Here is a 21,017-nt window from a genome sequence, read left to right as displayed (position 1 = left end):
CAGCCGTAAAGGCTAGTCTTACAGGAGAAGCTATGTTCAAAGCGAGTGAAGTGCTTGCTAAGCAGTACACCAGTGCCGATTTAGCGCAATTACAACGCGCAATCACAGAAAACTATTTGGTGGATGAAGATGCATATATGCAGGAATTGTTGGCGTTGGTGCCAGCAGATGAATCCGCGATAGACGTGATTACCGAAAACTCGGCAAAACTAGTGAAGCAAGTTCGCGCCCAAGCCGATGGGGGTGGTATAGATGCCTTCCTGCAGGAATACAGCTTGGATACTAAAGAAGGCATCATTTTGATGTGTTTAGCGGAAGCATTGTTGCGTATTCCTGATGCTGCAACGGCTGATGCATTAATCCAAGACCGCTTATCCGGCGGTGATTGGCAAAAGCATATGGGCCAGAGCTCATCATGGCTCGTTAACTCGGGCTCATGGGGACTGTCATTGACCAATACGGTGATTAATCCGACCGGTGCGCCGATGGAAACGCCACGCGGCGTTTTCCGCAGATTAACCCGCCGGTTGGGTATGCCGATTGTTCGCAAAGCTACCTATGCCGCAATGCGGATTATGGGGACCCAATTTGTATTAGGTCGCACCATCCAGGAAGCTTTAAAGAACAGTCGAGCGAACCGTGACAAAGGCTACACACACGCTTATGACATGCTCGGTGAAGCCGCGCTTACGATGGCCGATGCTCGCCGTTATCATGCGGATTATGTAAATTCGATTAAAGTTGTGGCGCAAGAGAAGTTCAATAACCCCAAAGCGCCACGTCCTACTATTTCTATCAAATTATCCGCCTTGCATCCGCGCTACGACATGGCGAATCACGAGCGTGTGTTGACTGAGCTAGCACAAAGCCTCACTGAACTCGTGAAGCTAGCCAAAGAGGCCGATGTTGGAGTCACTATTGACGCCGAAGAATGTGACCGCCATGAGCTGTCTCTCGAATTATTCGAGAAAGTTTATCGCAGTGGCGTTTGCAAGGGCTGGCCGCGGTTTGGCTTAGTTGTGCAAGCGTACTCTAAGCGCGCGTTACCCACCTTGTGCTGGCTGACCGCCCTCGCCCATGAATGTGGCGATGAGATCCCAGTTCGTTTGGTGAAAGGTGCATACTGGGATACCGAAATTAAATGGTGTCAGGTGAATGGCTTGACCGGCTATCCAGTGTTCACACGCAAAGCAAATACGGATATCAGTTATCTGGCTTGTGCTCATTATTTGCTCAGCGAAGCGACTGATGGTGCTATTTATCCACAGTTTGCGACGCACAATGCGCAAACTGTGGTCGCCATTCGCCATCTCAACGAGAAATATCAGCGCCGTATTGAATTCCAGCGCCTGCACGGCATGGGCGATGATTTGTACGACACTATTTTGGATCAAGAACCTGATACCACAGTGCGAATTTATGCACCTGTAGGTGCGCACAAAGATCTACTTCCCTATTTGGTGCGTCGCTTATTGGAAAACGGTGCAAACACCTCATTCGTGCATAAGTTAGTTGACCCTGAAGTTCCCGTTGAGCAACTGATTCAGCATCCGCTGCAAACCGTCAGTCAGTACGAAACTTTTGCGAACCACAAAATTCCATTACCGACGCAGATTTTTAGCGATCGGAAGAACTCGTTAGGATTAAACATGAACATTCACTCACAAGCAGACGATTTTATTGCCGCCGTTCACCAATATCGTGACAAGCAATGGCAAGGCGGCCCCATTGTGAATGGAGATGTCATTGACGCACATCACCGCGTGGCCATTTTTAGCCCGCAAGAAAATGAACGTCAGATTGGTGTGATCAACTGGGGTGACAAAGCCTTAGCCGAGCAAGCATTGAATAGTGCCAATGCAGCGTATCGCCGCTGGCGCGATACCGATGTTGAAGTTCGTGCGAAAGCATTAGAGAAATTGGCTGATTTACTCGAAGCCAATCGTAACGAGCTGATTGCATTATGTAGCCTAGAAGCAGGTAAGAGTCTCCAAGATGGCATCGATGAAGTGCGTGAAGCTGTCGACTTCTGTCGCTACTACGCAGTTCAAGCTCGGAAAATGATGGGTGAAGGAACCACATTGCCTGGTCCTACTGGTGAAACCAACGAACTATTCTTGCAAGGCCGCGGTACTTTTATTTGTATCAGCCCATGGAACTTCCCATTAGCAATTTTCTTGGGTCAAGTGTCAGCTGCGTTGGTGACCGGTAACTGCGTGATCGCCAAGCCCGCGGAACAAACTGGCCTGATTGCCTTCCGTGCCGTCCAATTAGCGCTTGAAGCCGGCATCCCAGGTGATGTCCTGCATTTCATGCCGGGTAGCGGCGCCGAAGTCGGCTCTTATTTAGTGAGTCAAGAGGACATTGGTGGAGTCTGTTTCACAGGTTCTACGTACACCGCTCAATCAATCAACCGAGCGTTAGCAGCGCGAACTCGCGCTATAGTGCCTTTTGTTGCCGAAACCGGCGGTCAAAATGCCATGTTGATTGATTCAACCGCACTACCTGAGCAAGCTGTTACCGACATCGTGGCGAGCGCGTTCAAGAGTGCTGGACAACGCTGTTCTGCCCTCAGAGTACTCTTTGTTCAAGATGACATTGCGGATCGTGTCATTGAACTACTGAAAGGTGCGATGGCGGAGCTCGAAGTGGGTGACCCAATGTTGCATGAGACCGACGTAGGCCCAGTGATTGATGGGGTTGCGAAGAGTAACCTAGAACAACACATTAACGATATTAGCCAAGCAGGCCGTCTGATTGCGCGGGCAAACATGCCGGAATACACGTTAAAAGGCACCTTCGTAGCTCCGACAGCAATTGAAATTGATAGTATCAATCAATTGGTCAAAGAGAACTTTGGACCGATTTTGCACGTGATTCGTTATAAAACAGACGAACTCGATGCAGTGATTGATAGCATCAATAACACCGGCTTCGGTTTAACGTTCGGGATTCACAGTCGCAACGAGACTTTCGCTGCGGACGTAGCACGCCGCATTGATGTTGGTAATGTGTACATCAACCGTAACCAGATTGGCGCCGTTGTTGGCGTGCAACCATTTGGTGGTCAAGGCTTGTCCGGTACCGGTCCGAAAGCTGGTGGACCGCATTACTTAACGCGGTTTGTCACTGAAAAAACCAAAACCAACAACATTACTGCTGTGGGTGGTAACGCAACGTTATTGTCGCTGGGCGATTAATACCGTTGCTGGTTGCTTGAGCAAAAAAAACGGCGAGTTAAAACTCGCCGTTTTCGTGTAAGTAAAGGCTTTCACTGCCGTCTCGAATGGCTACTGCCAAACTTTCGATGCGTGGCAGCAGTCTCGCAAAATAGAATTTTGCGGTTTTAACTTTGCTACCCAAATAAGCACGTTCAGTGAGTAACGGTTCCGCCACTTTAGCCATTCGCAACCACATGTACCCAAAACTCACGTAGCCTACCAAGTGCAGATATTCAACGGCGACGCTGTTGATCACGTTTTCATCACCGTTCGCGACCTGCTCAAGCACGTGACTTGTGGTTGCTTTCATTAAATCAACGGCAGCGGCAAGCTGCTCGTATTCACGGCTCAGTTCTTGCTGCGGCTCTGCTAGTAGTTCCTCAATATCCGCTATCAACGGCTGCAACAATTGACCGCGCGAACCGACGACCTTACGTCCGAGCAAATCGAGCGCTTGGATACCATTGGTGCCTTCATAAATCTGCGCAATTCGACAGTCGCGAACCAATTGCTCTTGGCCCCACTCCCGTACATAACCATGACCACCCAACACTTGTTGCCCAATAATGGTCGATTCAAGCCCCGTGTCTGTGAGGAACGCCTTAGCAATCGGAGTCAAAAGTGCGACGAGCGCGTCCGCTCGTTCGCGTTCAGAGTCGTCAGTACTATATTTGGCGCGGTCCAACTGCTGACCAACATACGTTGAAAATGCGCGACCGCCTTCAACAAAAGCCTTCATAGTTAACAGCATCCGACGAATATCACCATGTACCAGCAATGGATCGGCTTCTTTTGCTTTATCTTGTGTAGCTTTCGCACCACGACCTTGCAATCGCTCCTGCGCGTATTCTAATGCGGTTTGATAGGAGCGAGCCGCTGCACCCAGACCCTGAATACCGACGCCTAAACGCTCATAGTTCATCATGGTGAACATGGCTGGGAGGCCTTTATGCGGTTCACCAACAAGCCATGCTTTCGCACCATCAAAGTTCATAACACAGGTGGCTGATGCATGGATTCCCATCTTGTGTTCAATCGAGCCGCAATGGACACCATTGCGCTCACCAAGCGAGCCATCTGCATTGACCAGAAATTTTGGAACAACAAATAGACTGATTCCCTTTGTTCCCGGCGGTGCATCAGGTAACTTCGCTAACACCAAGTGGACAATATTGTCGACTAAATCATGTTCGCCACCGGTGATGAAAATTTTCGTTCCGGAGAGCTCATAGCTCCCGTCATCCAATGGGTTCGCTTTGCTTCGAATAATACCTAAATCCGTTCCAGCATGCGGTTCGGTCAGACACATAGTCCCTGTCCATTCGCCCGCTATCAGCTTCGGTAAATAGGTTGATTTCAGTTCATCACTGCCGTGTAAGTCGAGCGTCATAATGGCGCCAGCAGTCAAACCTGGATAGAGTGAAAATGAAATATCAGCAGCACACAGCATTTCTTCGTACTGTGCTGAAATCGATTTAGGCAGCCCCATACCACCGTATTCGGGATTTGCAGTTACACCAACCCAGCCGCCTTCGGCCAGTTGTTTGAACTGTTCTCGATAACCTTTTGGCGTGGTCACACGGCCGTCTTGAAAAGAGACCCCTTCCTCATCAGCCGCACGACAATTCGGGGCAATGAGGGTTTCTGCTAGCTTACCGGCTTCGTCGATCACAGCCTGAGCTGTATCGATATCGAGCTCAGCTAGCGCTGCAAACGTCGACCAATCTTGGTGAACTTGAAAGACATCCTGCAACAGAAATTGCATATCATCTCGAGGAACTCTGTAATCTGCCATAACCTTCACCTTTTACCGCTAATTCGAACAAAAGATTTAAACAGGTGTTTTAATAACAGATCGACTAGGGTTTTGTCCAGTCTTCTAAGGCGGGTTGCAGAAATGCTTGGTTATCTTTTGCTAACACCACATGCGCAGGTGCAATACGAATCACACTCAATGCCTGCCAGCGGTCGCCCTCTTGCAAACGTTGACCGGAAAGTTCAATCCAGCGCGAATTGGAGCGTGATGAATACTGATGACCGTCGTAGGTAAAACTCGGTATTTGCTGCTGAAACGAGCGACTCAAAGTGAGTAATGCAGGGACTACGCTAGCGGCCTCACCTGCCTCAGAGCCCGTTGCCGCAATAGCCTCCTCAAAGGCGCTGAGTAGTTCGGGAGATACTGTATCTAAGTTCACCGCCTGTGGTTGCTCTGGAGCCTCTTGTACAACCCGGTTTGGTTCGATTCGCGTACCGGTATCAACTACCGGCCTATCAGGTTCAAGATCGGGTACCCTCACAACTGTAGCATCGCCCAAATCATAGGTTGGCTCCATCACCACTGTCGGTGACGATGAAACGGTTTGTTGATTGGGAGCCGCCAACCACCAACCAATGGCACCGGCTAGTGCTAACAATACGATCATCAACAAGCTGCGCACGACACGCTGGAGCCCCTCGCGTTGTACTGGGGCACTAGTGAGTTGTCCCTGTGAGCGCGGTGGGATGTGTGGCGACGACTGTTGCCGCAAAGCCTTAAGAACCGATGACATATCTTAATCCTCTACCTGACGTTGCTGCAGTCGTGGTCCAGTGGTTTGTCGATGTGCGGTCAACCATGCGAGAGTTGCACCGTCGAGTTCACCGCTCACCGGAATTCCCGCTTCAACTTGAATCGTTCGAAATTGATCCGCAATCGGTAACGAAGGATCGACCTGAAATGATTGCAACGTCTTCACCAACCAGCGCTCGTAAAGTGACTCATCTTCTGCAAAATAACCGGGGGGTAATTGCCAAAACATCACATAACGCCCGGTCCAATTGCTTGCGGGTTGCGCACTGGTCGAGCCAATAAATTGATACTCGCCGGTATCTAACTCCAGCAACATGGGGTAATTAATTTGCAATAGTTGGTCAAACCGCATTTGCCCGCGTAAACAACCTAACTGATACTCCGTTATCCAATCACACAACGCGGTCCCGCTGGGCGGTTGCGGTAACTGCCATGCTCGCAATAGCGCAGCTTCGCCTACTGGGGCAGAGGTTTGTTCAACTGAGGTTGATTCGGCTGCTGGCACTGCCATTTGATTGCGCCATACATAGGTACCGAGTAATACGATCACGATCAGTAACGCTAAGATAATTTCACGTCCCCAGCCGTTGCTGTCATTCGCTTGTTGAGGAGGACCGTCCAATTCGCTCGCGGCTTCTTTCACATGCCTAACCGCAACCACAGGGGCTTGCTCATTGTAAGCTGCTAATAACGCCCGATCACACAACAGATTTAAGCGCCGAGGAATTCCTTCACTAAGCCTATGAACGGTGCTAATGGCTTTGCTATCAAACAAGCCACGAGTCGCTCCACCGACTTGGAGTCGATAGTTGATATACCGTTCAGTATCTTCGAGCTGCAAAGGTAACAAATGATAACGCGCAGTAATACGTTGCGCTAACTGCCGTAATTCCCGGCGACGCAGCAGATCTTGTAACTCCGGTTGCCCAATTAAAATGACTCGTAACAACTTCTCTTGATTCGTTTCGAGATTGGTAAGAAGACGCAGCTGTTCGAGGACCTGTGGTTGTAAATGCTGTGCTTCATCTATTAAAACGACGCATTGTTCGCCATTGGCATGCGCTTCAAGCAAAAAGGCACTGAGTTTATCCGTCAGTTTCTTGTCGGTCACCGAGCGCTTGGCATAGCGAATACCAAACTCATCGCATAATGTCGCGAGCAGTTCATGCTCATTCAACATAGGGTTTAATATGAACGCGGTGCGGGTAGCTTCTGAAAGTTGTTCTAGCAAGGCTCGCGATACCGTCGTTTTGCCGGTACCCACCTCTCCGGTCAATAAGATAAACCCGCCACTGCCTTGCAAGCCATAGGTTAAATGTGCCAACGCCTCTTGATGGCGTTCGCTCATGTACAGAAACTGAGGATCCGGAGCAATGGAAAAAGGTGTGGTATGAAGCCCAAAGTAGTTCAAATACATAGCCACAAACGAGTCCTTGTGAAAACAATATCGCATCAGTGTAACGAGTCACTTGCATCATCGCTAGTGATTCGCGATCATCAGTACTTCGTTTTAGGAGAATATCTTGAAAACCTACCTTGTTGGCGGTGCAGTGCGTGATCAATTACTCGGCTTACTGGTGGTTGACCGAGACTATGTTGTTGTGGGCGCAACGCCTGCGGCGATGCTCGCGGCTGGATTTCAGCAAGTGGGCAAAGACTTTCCGGTATTCCTGCACCCACGAACGCAAGCTGAATACGCTCTCGCTCGAACCGAACGCAAACAAGGTAAAGGCTACACAGGCTTTGCCGTCAACGTCGATCCGACGGTTACTTTGGAAGAAGACTTGTTGCGGCGGGATCTAACCATCAATGCGATGGCGGAAACAGCACAAGGTGAAATCATCGACCCTTACGGTGGTCAGCAGGATATCGAACTACGTCTTCTACGCCATGTGTCACCAGCTTTTACTGAAGATCCATTGCGAGTGTTGCGGGTGGCTCGATTCAATGCTCGCTTTCACGCACTTGGTTTTACGATAGCAACCGAAACCCGAGCCTTACTCAAAGAAATTGCGGATCGAGGTGAGCTTGCAACCATCAGCGCGGAAAGAGTCTGGCGAGAAACAGAGTTAGCGCTGAGAAGTTCGTCTCCAGCTGTTTACTTTGAGACACTCAATGAGGTTCATGCACTAGCGCCGTGGTTTGCTGAATTAAGCGATGTGATTGATACAGCGCTGGAACGACTGCGCCTCTGTTCCGCATTAAGCGATGATAGCCAGATTCGGTGTGCTGCACTCTTTTCAGCACTTGCTGATGCGCATGGAAAGGCTATCTGTACGCGGCTAAAGGTACCCAATAGAGTAAAGCAATTAACCCGTGCAGCTATTCAAACCACTGTATTTTGGAATGACCAGTGGTCTCCGGATTCAATTTTGACGATTCTCAGCAAAATAGACGGCTGGCGCCAACCAGAGCGCGTGGAAGCTATGCTGCCCATCTGGTCGGCACAAGGCATGTCTTCGGAGCATTTGAAAACTTTACAAGACTGCTTTGCGGCTGCGCGTGAAGTGAGTATTCAATCGCTAGCAGAGGAAACAAATATCGAACACCTGCAAGGCCCAGCAATAGGCGCTGCTATTCAAGCAGCTCGATTAGCTGCTGTTCGAAGTGCGTTTTAAGCGAAAACAAACCAGAGCAAAAATGCGCCGAGCACTAATCGATAGATGACAAAAGGCAGCATCCCCATCCGTTCAATCACCTTCAAGAACAAATGAATGCAGGTAAATGCCGCGAGAAAAGAAACGCCCACTCCGACCGCAATGACAGTCCAATTTACCGCATCGCCTAACTGAATTAATTTGACAGCATGGTAGCCACCCGCCATCACAATCACTGGTATCGACAAGAGAAAAGAAAAACGGGCCGCATCGAGACGCTTTAATCCCAGCAAAAGTCCTGCTGTCATCGTAATTCCGGAGCGTGATGTACCCGGAATAAGCGCTATGGCTTGCGCTATCCCGACCAAGAGAGCTTGGCGGATAGTCAGCGACTCGATACCTGACTTCTCGCTTGCGCGCGCATCGGCATACCAAAGAACCAATCCAAAACCGATAGTCGTGATGGCAATAATAAGTGCTGAGCGCGCATAATTTTCAACTAAATCGCTGCCGAACAATCCTGCTAAACCGGCTGGGATAGTTGCCAATATAATCAGCCAAGCGAGGCGCCCAAACTCACTGTGACGGCCGGTCATCGAGCCAACCCAGCCTACGGCCAATTGACCAACATCCTGTCGATAATACATGACCACCGCCAGCAGCGTACCAACATGAACCGCAACGTCGAATGCCAATCCTTGATCGGCCCAACCCAAAACCTGCGATGGCAAAATTAAATGGGCAGAACTCGAGATAGGAAGAAATTCAGTAATGCCTTGAATGAGTGCCAACCAAATGGCTTCGACGATACTCACAATGCTTGTCCTTGCCGTAAGTGCGGAATCGATGGGAACTGAAATTCTATCGGGTGTAGTTGCTGAGCGCTATGATAATTTTGCCAAAGTTCCGCAAATGTTTGCTGATCGAGCGGATGCACAAAGTTTGGCAATACCTCACTCAATGGCCACAAAACAAAAGCGTTGGTGACAATTTCATCACGCGGCACCTGTACTGGACCAGCCTGTATCAAGGATCCATAGATGAGGATATCAATGTCTAAGGTACGCGGACTGAAACGTGGCGCATCGCTGTTGTGGCCATGCTGGCTCTCAAGGGATTTGCACACGGTTTGTAGCGCCTGACAGGTCATGTCGGACTCAAATGCAACAACGAGATTATAAAAAGGCTGACCTGCAAAACCAACTGCATCACTCTCAAACACCCGCGAACAATAGATGGGAGTGTCAACAGTACCGAAGGCTTTTACTATGCCCTCAATGCCGGCACCAATGTGGTACCTGCGCTGTTTATTGCTTCCTATACCTAGAGCGACTATGGGCACAATTAATCCAATTTGCGTCCGCGTTCGATTTGAACGGCAACTTGAAAGGCCTCTTTGACGGCAGTTGGCTTCGCCACTTTGACGCGCAACCATGCGACCGAAAAAGTCTCGCGTATCATTGCTGCAATTTCTTCCGCAACGGTTTCAATTAACTGTCGCGGTTGCTTCTGAACCAACTCAGTTACCGCTCGACTTACCGCATCGTAATCAAGTGCGAGTTTTATATCATCGGTTTTTGCGGCAAGCTTCTGATCCCATGCCATCACTAAATCAATGATCAACGGCTGGGGCTGCTCATGCTCCCATTCAAACACACCAATCATGGCATCGACTTTTAAACCTTCAACATGCACTGTGTCCATGGACAACTTCACCTCAGTATTCATAGAAATTTTGACGTATTCGACATATGCTATGGGCTTGGCATACTAAACGAAAGCAAGTTGGAAACAAACTTTCATGGGCGCATTAATCATACTCGCCATTATGTCTGCTTACCTATTCGGCTCTATCAGCAGTGCCGTCCTGGTCTGCAAACTTTTTGGCTTGCCCGATCCGCGATCTGCGGGCTCCAATAATCCTGGCGCCACCAATGTCTATCGAATTGGCGGTAAACTGCCGGCTATTCTGACATTGTTTTGCGATGTGCTGAAAGGCATGATTCCTGTCTGGGTGTCATACTTTCTCGGTATAGAACCTTTTTTTCTCGGTCTCATTGCCGTATCGGCCTGCTTAGGACATATCTTCCCGCTGTACTTCCAATTTCGCGGCGGCAAAGCCGTAGCAACGGCTTTGGGCGCTATGTTTCCAGTGGCGTGGGAAATGGCTTTGTTATTGATAGCAACTTGGCTCGTGGTATTCCGGGTAAGCCGAGTGTCATCTTTAGCGGCCATAATTACAGTTGCACTCGCACCATTTTATGCGTACTGGATTAAACCTCAGTACACAGTGCCCATTATCATGATTTCCGTGCTCATTATGTGGCGACATCAATCCAATATAGTCCGCCTTCGTAGCGGCCAAGAAACCCGTATTCAGCGGCCTAAATCGAAGGAGGATTAAGTGTATCCATTGGCCAGCGCGGCCGCGCGATAATTGCCAGGTCGGATTGTTCACCAGCCAACAACCGTTGCGCTCCCGCATAAGCAATCATCGCACCATTATCCGTACAAAATTCGCTACGTGGAAAAAAGACTTGCCCACCAATACTTTGTGTAAATTGCTCGAGTTGCTCCCGCAGATGCTTATTGGCACTCACACCACCAGCGACAACAAGTCGTTTCAATCCTGTTTCTTGGAGAGCTCGGCGACACTTGATCACCAGAGTATCGACAACCGCATCTTGGAATGCGCGCGCTATATCAGCTCGTGTTTGCGCATCATCTGCTGCGCTCGCTATGGTATTTGCCGCAAACGTCTTCAAACCGCTAAAGGAAAAGTCGAGCCCGGGTCGGTCCGTCATTGGGCGCGGAAATTGATATTGCTGGTCACGGCCCTGCTCGGCTAATGCAGCCAATCTCGGTCCGCCAGGATAATCAAGACCCATTAGTTTCGCCGTTTTATCAAAAGCTTCGCCCGCGGCATCGTCAACCGACTCACCCAATAACTCATAGTGACCAATAGCATCAACCCGAACGAGTTGCGTATGACCACCGGAAACAAGTAAAGCGATAAATGGAAATGCGGGCGGATTCTCTTCCAGCATCGGCGCCAACAAATGACCTTCCATATGATGAACGCCAATAGCTGGGATCTTCCATCCGTATGCGAGGCTTCTGCCAATACAGGCACCGACTAGCAACGCTCCAACCAAGCCCGGTCCCATTGTGTAAGCAACACCATCAAGATCTTGCGCACTGAGTTTAGCTTTGGCCAACGCTTGTTCTATTAGAGGGAGTGTTTTACGAACATGGTCCCGGGATGCCAGTTCTGGCACCACACCACCATAGTCAGCATGTAATTTGACTTGAGAATACAGACAATGCGAGAGCAAACCGCGCTCAGTATCGAAGATCGCGATTCCTGTTTCATCACAAGATGTTTCGATTCCTAAAACGCGCATACTACCTCTAGATTCTTAGTTTCATTCGGGCGCGCAATTGTAACGGATTGCCAAACGAACGCCAATTAATCTGAATCTACGGTAACGCCCGCTAGTGGACTATCGCCATCGTCAGCCTTTTTGTCGCCCGACAGTTTAATTCTTAGGCGCAAATCATTCGGCGCATCGGCATGGCGTAATGCATTTTCATAGGTGATACGGCCTGCTTTGTATAAATCATATAATGCTTGGTCAAACGTCTGCATACCCAATTCGCGCGACTTACCCATGATTTCTTTGATTTCACCCATTTCGTGATTCGCAATTTTATCAGCGACAATAGGGGTATTGAGTAAGATTTCGATGGCGGCAGCTCGTCCACCTTCAACTGTAGGAACCAATTGCTGTGCCACAATGCCACGGAGGTTTAGAGAGAGGTCAAACATCAGTTTGTTCACTTTATCCTCGGGCACCATTTGCATGACTCGTTCAATAGCTTGGTTTGCATTATTGGCGTGTAATGTGGCGACACATAAATGTCCTGTTTCAGCGAAAGTTAGTGCATACTCCATGACTTCTTGGGAGCGAATTTCGCCCACCATAATAACGTCTGGTGCCTGCCGCAACGAACTTTTCAGCGCCGCATCAAACGATTCGGTATCGCTCCCTACTTCTCGCTGCGTCACCATACACTGACCATGCTGATGAACAAACTCGACGGGATCTTCGATGGTGAGAATGTGGCCACGAGAATTCTGGTTTCGATGTCCAATCAACGCAGCAAGGCTGGTTGATTTACCAGTACCAGTTCCCCCCACGACGAGTATCAAACCACGTTTAGCCATGATCAGTTTCACGAGCGCTTCGGGAAGCTTCAACTGTTCCACGGTAGGAATTTCGGTCACAATTCGACGAATGACCATGCCTGCCATTTCGCGCTGCCAAAATGCGCTAACCCGGAACCGACCAATACCCTCGCGAGCAATCGCAAAGTTCGCCTCTTTGTGGGTTAAGTATTCGTCCAAATGGGCTTCACCGAGTGCTTGCTTCACCAACGCAAGTGCTGCCTCATCACTCAGCTTTTGCTCGGTCAATGGCGTTAACTCACCATTGATTTTGGCGCTTGGCGCCAGACCCGCTGATATAAATAAATCGGAGGCATCGCGGTTGATCATCGCCTGTAATAATTTATCCAGCATCACAAAGCTCCTGATTAGTTAAATGCATCTTTAGAACTAGCTTTTGATTTTGCATCCACGCGAGAAATAACACCTTGGTTCAGGAGGTTTTGCAGACACTGATCTAAGGTCTGCATGCCATGCGCGGCCCCGGTTTGTATGGAAGAGTACATCTGCGCGACTTTGTCTTCTCGAATCAGGTTCTTAATCGCCGATGTAGCAATCATAATCTCGTGCGCAGCAACTCGCCCACCGCCCACACGTTTCAATAACGTTTGTGAGATAACCGCACGGAGTGACTCGGATAGCATCGAGCGAACCATCGGCTTCTCATCACCCGGAAACACATCCACAATCCGGTCAATCGTTTTGGGTGCAGAGGTGGTATGCAAGGTACCAAACACCAAGTGGCCCGTTTCAGCTGCTGTCATTGCCAAACGAATGGTTTCCAAATCCCGCATCTCACCAACCAGAATTACATCGGGATCTTCACGGAGTGCTGAGCGCAAGGCATTGCTAAAGCTATGGGTATCGCGATGTACCTCACGCTGGTTGATCAGAGCGCGCTTATTCTTGTGCACAAACTCGATCGGGTCTTCAATGGTTAAAATGTGATGATGTTTAGTTTCGTTGATGTAGTCGATCATCGCCGCCAAGGTCGTCGATTTACCCGAACCCGTTGGTCCAGTCACCAACACGAGGCCGCGCGGATTATCTGAGATGGTTTTAAAAATTTCGGGAGCACCCAACTGTTCTAGGGTCAGTACTTCACTCGGGATAGTCCGCAATACTGCGCCAGCACCGCGATTTTGTTGGAAAACGTTAACCCGGAATCGCGCCAAGTCTGGAACTTCAAACGAAAAGTCACACTCAAGATTTTCTTCATATTCCTTTCGTTGCCGATCGTTCATAATGTCATATACAAGTTCTTGTACTTGCTTATGATTGAGTTCCGGAATATTGATTTTACGAACGTCACCATCAACTCGTATCATGGGGGAAGAACCCGCCGATAAGTGTAAATCGGATGAGTTATGCTTAACAGCAAAGCCGAGTAACTCTGTGATATCCATAGTGATGAACCTTCTACGCTAACCGTGAGTGAAAATAATAATCTGATGAATAGCATAGCTGAGCAATTAAATGAAGTCCGCAAACAAATTTCCGCAGCTGCGAGCGCCGCTCAGCGAGAGGCGTCTGACATTACACTGATTGCGGTCAGTAAAACGAAACCAATCGCCGCAATCCAAGATGCATATGCTGCTGGACAAAGGCATTTTGGCGAAAACTATGTTCAAGAAGCTGTCGACAAAGCCTCTGAACTCAAACAGTTTGACGACATCGTTTGGCATTTTATCGGTCCGCTGCAATCCAATAAGACAGCAGCAGTTGCCGAAACCGCTGATTGGGTGCATAGCGTAGACCGAGAAAAAATAGCGCGCCGACTTGCACAACAGCGCCCCGCTTCAAAACCACCTTTAAATGTATTGATTCAAGTCAATATCGATGCAGAAGACACTAAGTCGGGCGTAGCTCCGAGTGCTGTCGGTGAGTTAGCATCTTTCATCGCTAAGCAACCTGAGTTGCGCTTGCGAGGTTTAATGGCGATACCTGCTGCCGGGGCCAATTCCGCAATGCGTAAAACGAGCTTCCAAGCCATGCAAGGGTTGTTTTCACAGCTACAGTCCCAATATCCATCCGTAGATACTTTGTCCATGGGCATGAGTGATGACCTCGATCTCGCTATTTTGTACGGCGCTACGATGGTACGTATTGGTACCGCAATTTTCGGCGCTCGGGCCCGCTAAGCGACATCCTAGATAAACTACAGGAGTTTTGAATGAGCACACCAACCCCGCGTAAAATTGCATTTATCGGTGCAGGCAATATGACTCAGAGTATTGTCGGTGGCATGGTGAAAAGTGGCTATCCAGCAGATCATATATTTGTTAGTAATCCGAGTGATGCGAAACTAAATACGTTGAAAGAGCGCCATCAGCTTCATGTCAGCAATGATAACGCAGAAATTGCGCAACAAGCCGAAGTCATAGTGCTCGCGGTCAAACCACAACTGATGGCCGATGTTTGTGCAGATTTAAGTAGGCGGGTTCCAAACCTAGACTCGAAACTCATAGTCTCGATTGCAGCGGGCATTCGCATTCCTAAGTACCGCCAATACCTGAACGAAAATATCACGATGATTCGAGTCATGCCAAACACACCCTCTCTGGTTGGTGAGGGAGTCTCTGGTTTAGTGGCTGATGATCGTGCCAGTGCTGCCGACAAAGCGTTTATTGAGTTTGCCTTCGACGGCGTTGGGCAAACGCTTTGGGTTGCCGATGAAGATGAGCTAGATATTCTAGGAGCGGTTGCAGGTAGCGGTCCTGCGTACTTCTTTGAATTTATGGCAAGTCTGCAGAAAGCCGCTGTAGCGCTTGGATTTGATCATGAAAAAGCTCGCGCCATGGTTCAACAAACAGCGCTGGGTGCAGCCACTATGGCCATTGATAGCGATCTTGAGCTCGAAGATCTTCGTAAACAAGTAACGAGCAAAGGTGGCTCAACAGCCAAAGGTATCGAGGTCTACCAAGCGGCCGACATTGACGATATTTCCGAGCAAGCCGTGCGCGCAGCCGTTGCACGAAATCAAGAAATGGCTAAGCTGTTTTAATCGAAAGGCCTAACACAGGAACAACTCATGGACCTTATGCGATTTTTAGTCGAAATGGTATTCGACTTATTTTTAATTGTGGTGCTGTTACGCATCTGGATGCAAGTTGCGCGTGCTGATTTCTATAATCCGCTGAGTCAGTTTGTAGTGAAGGTGACTAATCCGCTAGTGCAACCACTGCGAATGGCTCTTCCTATGGTGGGCCGCTGGGATCTCGCATCGGTAGTGTTGGCTTGGTTAGTCGGCATCGGAAAGTACGTTGTCCTCAGTGCCATTATCGGTATTCCGTTTATGTGGGGCGACATTTTAGTAATCGGTACCCTTTCGGTATTGAGTCAGTTCCTAGATTTGTTGTTCTGGATTGTTTTGATTCGAGCATTGTTAAGTTGGTTTGCACAGGGCTATAACCCGATGATGGCATTACTCCAACAGTTAACGGAACCTTTCTTAGCGCCGATCCGACGCATTATCCCGCCTATTGGTGGGTTAGACCTATCGGTGCTGGTGCTGATTATCGCTATTCAGGCAGTTCGTATTGTCATTGGAGTGTAAAACATGAACATGAAGTGGCTACTGATATCTCTACTGCTTTTAGGTCTTGTTTCACCGTCAGTAGAGGCGGAACAAAGCAAGCGCTTAGGTCCATGGGAAGTGCACTACAATGCTTTTAACTCAACATTGTTGCGCCCAGAAATGGCGCAGCAATACAACTTAGAACGTAATGCCTATGTAGCAACATTAAACATCGCTGTATTAGCGGCAAATGAGGCGGGCAAACCGGCTCAACAAGTCAGCGTCAGTGGCTACACCATGAACCCACTGAGCATGCAATCACGACTTGAATTTCAGGAAGTGATCGAGGGCGATGCGGTTTACTATCTAAGCCAAGCAGAATTTACCGCCAATGAAGTCCTGCGCTTTTTTATTACGATCGAAGACGAGAACGGCAACTCTCAAGAGCTGCGTTTTAGCCAGGAGTTCTGGGTTAACTGAGACTAGGATTCCAATAACTTTACACCTACTTGCTCAATTTCTCCGGTGCTGCGAAGGTCGCGCACCGTCAACTGTACCTGTCCCAACTTCAATTGATCGCCCACAACAACCCGGCGGTGGAACTTCTCGGTAAAGTAAGCGCTGATACTTAACTGTTGAATCTTCTCGTCGAGCTCTCCCGTTGGGTAGAAGCTTGCTATGTCAGCCAGCGTCAACGAACCTTTGAGACTGAAATCACCGAAGAAGTCACTATTGCGTAATTCTGTTGCACTGCCGCCCGCAGATAGGACGCGACTGACTTCATCGAGGTGCTCGACTTTGGCTACCACAAGGACCATGTCCCCTTCCAATACCTGCGGACGACGCTCCGGTAGGACCCACTCACCGTCACGAATAATACCCACAAACTCCACCGGCACTGACCACCGTAATTCATGCCAATAATGATCACATGCAGGTGAGCGCTCGCTGACCTGATAGCCCCATAGTTCCATTGGATCTTTACTACCTACGAGCTCCAATGGCATGCGGCGATCAGGCTCTGCAGTTGCGGGAACCTCGAGACCTAACCAGCGCGCAAACGGCGCCAGTGTCCACCCCTGTAACAACAAAGAAATCAACACGACCATAAAGGCGATATCGAAGAACAACTCTTGATCTGGCACACCACTGAGCCATGGATACAGTGCCAAGATAATTGGAACAGCCCCACGCAGACCTACCCAACTGATAAAGAGCTGCTCGCGCCACGGAAAAACAAAGGGTAGCAAACTGATAAAGACTGCAATGGGACGAGCTACAAAGATCATTAAAGCTGCTACTGTTAACGACAGTGGCCAAGATTCCAACAAGTGTGAAGGCGTCACCAACAGACCGAGGATCAAGAACATCATGATCTGACTGAGCCAGGCCAAGCCATCTTGGACCTGCAGAATATGCATCAGCTGCGGCAAACGTGAATTCCCAATCACAAATCCCATCAGATAGACAGCCAGAAAGCCACTTCCCCCAATGCTCGTGGTCAATGCAAAAATGACGACCGCCGAGGCTGCTGCGAGTAATGGAAAAAACGTAAATTGAACCGATATTTTGCGCGCCATGTAAATGAATACACGGCCGCCAAACCAACCAATGAACAGTCCTAGTACTAGCTGTTGCACGATATCCAAAACCATGGCGTTGATAGTGAACGAGTCAATATTCACCACCACTGCAGTCAGCGTCATGGTCAAAATGACTGCCATGGGGTCGTTAGTCCCAGACTCAATTTCCAGAGTTGATGCAACACGTTGCTTAATACGCAGATTCGCTGATTGGAAGATACCGAACACTGCAGCAGCATCGGTAGAACTGAGAATAGCACCAATTAAGAGCGCCGTTGGCCAGGGAAGATCAAACAACCAAACCACACCAGCAGCAGTGATTGCGCAGGTGAGAGCAACGCCAAGTGTGGCTAAACTGATAGCTGGCCAGAGCGCCACCCGGAAACGTTCCCGTTGGGTACGCATACCACCATCGAACAGAATTATAACGAGTGCCAATGAACCGATAAAGAATGAGATCTCTGGACTATTAAATTGAATACCTAACAATCCCTCTTCACCGGCAAGCATTCCAATAACTAGGAATGTGAGTAGTAATGGAGCGCCAAGACGAGATGAGACGACAGCCGCGAGGATACTGATCACCAGTAACGCGCCCATCAATAGCATGATTCCCGTCAGTTCTGCCACTTGATTACTCCCTGATTCCGCTACGACGGTAGTCGTTGCCGCCTCTAGCCCGTATAATACCAACACCACAACGAAATAGGTAAACCTCGATGCAAGAAATCGTATTAGCCACTGGTAACCAAGGCAAAGTAAGGGAGTTGCAAGCTATGCTAGCTCCCAAATTGTGGTCAGTACGAGCGCAAACTGAATGGGATTTTGCTGAAGCCGAAGAGACGGGGCTTACCTTTATTGAAAATGCCATCATCAAAGCGCGACATGCCGCAACGTTGACAGGTTTGCCGGCTCTCGCTGATGATTCCGGTCTGGCGGTTGATGCCCTAGGTGGGGAGCCCGGAATATACTCTGCTCGCTACGCAGGCCCCAAAGCATCCGATCAGGAAAACCTTGAGAAACTCCTCAAACAGTTAGCCGATGTCCCCGCTGAGCAGCGCACAGCTCAGTTTCACTGCGTTCTTGTCTATCTGCGTCATGCTCACGATCCAACTCCTTTAGTGTGTCATGGCACGTGGCATGGCTCCATCACGACACAGGCGAGTGGCTCACAAGGTTTTGGTTACGATCCAATTTTTTGGGTCGACAGTCATCAGTGTACAGCAGCGGAACTCGAGCCTGCGGTCAAACGCCAATTGAGTCACCGCGGTAAAGCATTACAACAATTGCTGCTAGCTATGGATGAACGTTCGTGAAACTTCCTCCACTCTCGCTCTATGTCCATGTGCCCTGGTGTATTCAAAAATGCCCCTACTGCGATTTTAATTCACATGCACTTAAAGGTGGTTTACCTGAACAGGAATACATCAGCAGACTCTTAGACGACTTGCGAGCGGATGTAGAGTGGGCACAAGGCAGAGAATTACATTCCATTTTCATTGGTGGCGGAACGCCAAGTCTGCTCAGTGCCGATGCGGTCGCGAGACTTCTCGATGGAATCAATGCCTCTGTTCCTATCGCGCAGCGCGCGGAAATTACGCTAGAAGCAAATCCGGGAACCTTCGAGACCGAACGATTCTCTGGCTTTGTGAGCGCTGGTATTAATCGGCTATCAATTGGTGTCCAGAGCTTCCACAGCGAGCATCTGGAGCGCTTAGGGCGCATCCATAACCCTGACCAAGCGAAAGCCGCCGCTAAGCATGCACAAAGCTTACCATTGCGTAGTTTCAATTTAGATTTAATGCATGGGTTACCACAACAAACTGTACCGCAGGCCTTAGCCGACCTTGAACAAGCACTCGAACTCGAACCGCCGCACTTATCTTGGTATCAGTTGACTATTGAACCTAATACCGCTTTTGCGAGTCGTCCGCCGCAACTACCCAACGATGATCGGCTTGCCGAAATACAAGAACGAGGCCATGAATTGCTCCTCAGCGCAGGCTATGAGCACTATGAGGTCAGTGCTTACGCCAAACCGGGGCATCAAAGCGCGCATAATCGTAATTATTGGACTTACGGCGATTATTTAGGAATTGGCTGTGGCGCACACAGCAAAGTGACGCAGCCAACGACACAGCAGATTCAGCGCTGTGAGAAGATCAAGCATCCTCAAGGCTATTTGGATTTGACGCGGTCACTACGCTACAAGCAATGGACCGTGCCGACCGATGAATTGGTGTATGAATTCTTCATGAATCAATTGCGCTTGAATGAGGCCATTCCGAAAACCCGATTCTCAGAACGCACTGGGCTCACCATTGAACATGCCGAGTCCTCAATCGTCACAGCAATGGAGCAAGGATTACTGATTTCCACTCCGGTAGAATGGCAAACGACGCCACTCGGGCGCCGTTATATGAATAATATTCTCGACCAGTTGATTTAGGTTTAGGCAATTCGCTCGAATTTTAAGTCCCAAACACCGTGCCCAAGCTTTTCGCCGCGGTTTTCAAATTTGGTGAGTGGTCTTTCGGCTGGACGCGGGATGTAATCGCCGGTCGCTGCTAGATTACGAAAGTGTTTAGAACCCTGCATCACTTCCAGCATGTGCTCCGCATAATTTTCCCAATCTGTCGCTAGGTGAATCACTCCACCGATCTGTAACTTGGGACGCAATAACTCGATAAATGCGGGTTGAATTAGACGTCTTTTATGGTGACGTTTTTTATGCCACGGGTCAGGGAAAAATATCTGAACCGTTGCTAGACTGCCGTCATCGAGACAGTTTTCGATGACTTCAACTGCGTCGTGCTCGATCAGGCGTAAATTGGTCAGTTCTTTTGCTTCAGCTTCATGCAAACAGGCACCGACACCAGGGCGATGCACTTCAACGCCGATAAAATTCTTCTCTGGCGCAGCTGCAGCCATAGCCACGAGGGACTGCCCCATACCAAAACCTATTTCGAGAACAGTCGGCGCGCTGCGACCAAAAATAGCTTCTAGGTCATAACGACTACCTGAATAATCCAATCCCATGCCAGCCCAGTTACGCTCAATCGCCGAGGCCTGCCCTTTCGTCAGCCGCCCTTCGCGCTTAACAAAACTGCGAATCTTCCGAATGTATTTGTCTTCGGCTATCGCTCGTTTCAAATTATCTTCACTGTCTGCCATGGTTTTGTTTCACTTTAATTAGGGATCGGTGATGCAAAGCGGTAAATGCGCGGAACATTATGCAAAAAGGCACGCCAAACGCAAGTTTGGCGTGCCTTTAGTTTTACTAAAGACTTTCGTCTAAGTCG

20 protein-coding genes are annotated in these 21,017 nt (G+C 49.2%); 9 read left to right on the top strand and 11 right to left on the bottom strand.

Translation table 11 applies throughout. The features are described from left to right. Nucleotides 1-32: 32 nt before the first annotated feature. On the top strand, nucleotides 33-3,200 hold the full coding sequence (gene putA, locus CWE22_RS00190; protein WP_169929405.1) for a bifunctional proline dehydrogenase/L-glutamate gamma-semialdehyde dehydrogenase PutA: 3,168 nt from the start codon (nucleotides 33-35) through the stop codon (nucleotides 3,198-3,200). A 37-nt stretch (nucleotides 3,201-3,237) separates the two neighbouring features. Here putA and CWE22_RS00185 read toward each other — a convergent pair whose 3' ends face one another. The 3 genes from CWE22_RS00185 to CWE22_RS00175 all read right to left on the bottom strand — a co-directional run bounded on the left by CWE22_RS00185 (nucleotide 3,238) and on the right by CWE22_RS00175 (nucleotide 7,207). Further along, the gene (locus CWE22_RS00185; RefSeq protein WP_169929404.1) at nucleotides 3,238-5,016 is read right to left on the bottom strand and encodes an acyl-CoA dehydrogenase C-terminal domain-containing protein; all 1,779 of its coding nucleotides are present in this window, start codon (nucleotides 5,014-5,016) and stop codon (nucleotides 3,238-3,240) included. Between the two features lie 64 nt (nucleotides 5,017-5,080). After that, nucleotides 5,081-5,770, bottom strand: a complete 690-nt coding sequence (locus CWE22_RS00180) for a general secretion pathway protein GspB (protein ID WP_169929403.1) — start codon at nucleotides 5,768-5,770, stop codon at nucleotides 5,081-5,083. 3 nt (nucleotides 5,771-5,773) lie between these two features. Continuing rightward, nucleotides 5,774-7,207 (bottom strand): ExeA family protein, encoded by a 1,434-nt coding sequence (locus CWE22_RS00175; RefSeq protein WP_169930961.1) that lies wholly within the window; start codon nucleotides 7,205-7,207, stop codon nucleotides 5,774-5,776. Nucleotides 7,208-7,313: 106 nt separating this feature from the next. Between CWE22_RS00175 and CWE22_RS00170 the strand changes: the two genes are divergently transcribed. Then, on the top strand, nucleotides 7,314-8,408 hold the full coding sequence (locus CWE22_RS00170; RefSeq protein ID WP_169929402.1) for a tRNA nucleotidyltransferase/poly(A) polymerase-related protein: 1,095 nt from the start codon (nucleotides 7,314-7,316) through the stop codon (nucleotides 8,406-8,408). Here the strand turns inward: CWE22_RS00170 and CWE22_RS00165 are convergent. From CWE22_RS00165 to folB, 3 genes are read right to left on the bottom strand one after another with little or no spacing between them, the layout of a single operon-like run. Beyond that, nucleotides 8,405-9,202 (bottom strand): undecaprenyl-diphosphate phosphatase, encoded by a 798-nt coding sequence (locus CWE22_RS00165; RefSeq protein WP_169929401.1) that lies wholly within the window; start codon nucleotides 9,200-9,202, stop codon nucleotides 8,405-8,407. The genes CWE22_RS00170 and CWE22_RS00165 overlap by 4 nt on opposite strands. Further along, a complete protein-coding gene (gene folK / locus CWE22_RS00160) occupies nucleotides 9,199-9,729 on the bottom strand; it encodes a 2-amino-4-hydroxy-6-hydroxymethyldihydropteridine diphosphokinase (RefSeq protein WP_169929400.1) in 531 nt (176 codons plus the stop codon). Before folK ends, CWE22_RS00165 begins: the two co-directional genes overlap by 4 nt. 2 nt (nucleotides 9,730-9,731) lie before the next feature. Then, entirely contained in the window at nucleotides 9,732-10,091 is a 360-nt protein-coding gene (folB, locus tag CWE22_RS00155; protein WP_169929399.1) for a dihydroneopterin aldolase, read from the bottom strand. Nucleotides 10,092-10,188: 97 nt separating this feature from the next. On the opposite strand from folB, the gene plsY reads away from it, so the two are divergent. Continuing rightward, nucleotides 10,189-10,791 carry a glycerol-3-phosphate 1-O-acyltransferase PlsY gene (gene plsY / locus CWE22_RS00150; RefSeq protein WP_169929398.1) on the top strand — a complete coding sequence of 201 codons (603 nt, stop codon included), beginning with the start codon at nucleotides 10,189-10,191 and terminating at the stop codon, nucleotides 10,789-10,791. On the opposite strand, the gene tsaD is transcribed toward plsY, so the two are convergent. From tsaD to CWE22_RS00135, 3 genes are all read right to left on the bottom strand, one after another. Next, nucleotides 10,772-11,791, bottom strand: a complete 1,020-nt coding sequence (gene tsaD / locus CWE22_RS00145) for a tRNA (adenosine(37)-N6)-threonylcarbamoyltransferase complex transferase subunit TsaD (protein WP_169929397.1) — start codon at nucleotides 11,789-11,791, stop codon at nucleotides 10,772-10,774. The two genes, plsY and tsaD, sit on opposite strands and share 20 nt — an antisense overlap. Nucleotides 11,792-11,856: 65 nt before the next feature. After that, complete coding sequence (locus CWE22_RS00140) at nucleotides 11,857-12,969, bottom strand: PilT/PilU family type 4a pilus ATPase (protein ID WP_169929396.1); 1,113 nt, start codon at nucleotides 12,967-12,969, stop codon at nucleotides 11,857-11,859. 14 nt (nucleotides 12,970-12,983) lie between these two features. Then, nucleotides 12,984-14,021, bottom strand: a complete 1,038-nt coding sequence (locus CWE22_RS00135; RefSeq protein WP_169929395.1) for a type IV pilus twitching motility protein PilT — start codon at nucleotides 14,019-14,021, stop codon at nucleotides 12,984-12,986. A gap of 45 nt (nucleotides 14,022-14,066) precedes the next feature. Between CWE22_RS00135 and CWE22_RS00130 the strand changes: the two genes are divergently transcribed. From CWE22_RS00130 to CWE22_RS00115, 4 genes are read left to right on the top strand one after another with little or no spacing between them, the layout of a single operon-like run. Next, nucleotides 14,067-14,756, top strand: coding sequence for a YggS family pyridoxal phosphate-dependent enzyme (locus CWE22_RS00130; RefSeq protein ID WP_169929394.1), 690 nt, complete (start codon nucleotides 14,067-14,069; stop codon nucleotides 14,754-14,756). Nucleotides 14,757-14,788: 32 nt separating this feature from the next. Then, on the top strand, nucleotides 14,789-15,619 hold the full coding sequence (gene proC, locus CWE22_RS00125) for a pyrroline-5-carboxylate reductase (RefSeq protein WP_169929393.1): 831 nt from the start codon (nucleotides 14,789-14,791) through the stop codon (nucleotides 15,617-15,619). A 27-nt stretch (nucleotides 15,620-15,646) separates the two neighbouring features. Continuing rightward, complete coding sequence (locus CWE22_RS00120; protein WP_169929392.1) at nucleotides 15,647-16,171, top strand: YggT family protein; 525 nt, start codon at nucleotides 15,647-15,649, stop codon at nucleotides 16,169-16,171. 3 nt (nucleotides 16,172-16,174) lie between these two features. Further along, nucleotides 16,175-16,612: a DUF4426 domain-containing protein gene (locus CWE22_RS00115; RefSeq protein ID WP_169929391.1), complete on the top strand. Its 438-nt coding sequence runs from the start codon at nucleotides 16,175-16,177 to the stop codon at nucleotides 16,610-16,612. Between the two features lie 2 nt (nucleotides 16,613-16,614). Here CWE22_RS00115 and CWE22_RS00110 read toward each other — a convergent pair whose 3' ends face one another. Then, nucleotides 16,615-18,414, bottom strand: a complete 1,800-nt coding sequence (locus tag CWE22_RS00110) for a potassium/proton antiporter (protein ID WP_338052895.1) — start codon at nucleotides 18,412-18,414, stop codon at nucleotides 16,615-16,617. Between the two features lie 20 nt (nucleotides 18,415-18,434). Here CWE22_RS00110 and rdgB point away from each other — a divergent pair, with 20 nt between their 5' ends. Next, the gene (gene rdgB / locus CWE22_RS00105; protein ID WP_169929390.1) at nucleotides 18,435-19,031 is read left to right on the top strand and encodes an RdgB/HAM1 family non-canonical purine NTP pyrophosphatase; all 597 of its coding nucleotides are present in this window, start codon (nucleotides 18,435-18,437) and stop codon (nucleotides 19,029-19,031) included. Further along, a complete protein-coding gene (gene hemW / locus CWE22_RS00100; protein ID WP_169929389.1) occupies nucleotides 19,028-20,164 on the top strand; it encodes a radical SAM family heme chaperone HemW in 1,137 nt (378 codons plus the stop codon). Before rdgB ends, hemW begins: the two co-directional genes overlap by 4 nt. A gap of 2 nt (nucleotides 20,165-20,166) precedes the next feature. Here hemW and trmB read toward each other — a convergent pair whose 3' ends face one another. Continuing rightward, nucleotides 20,167-20,889, bottom strand: a complete 723-nt coding sequence (trmB, locus tag CWE22_RS00095) for a tRNA (guanosine(46)-N7)-methyltransferase TrmB (RefSeq protein WP_169929388.1) — start codon at nucleotides 20,887-20,889, stop codon at nucleotides 20,167-20,169. Between the last annotated feature and the right edge of the window lie 128 nt (nucleotides 20,890-21,017).

It is taken from the genome of Pseudidiomarina aestuarii (assembly GCF_003987355.1).
Lineage (GTDB): Bacteria > Pseudomonadota > Gammaproteobacteria > Enterobacterales > Alteromonadaceae > Pseudidiomarina > Pseudidiomarina aestuarii.
Note: the sequence above shows the minus strand (reverse complement) of the source record. Positions and strands in the feature narration are given on the sequence as shown.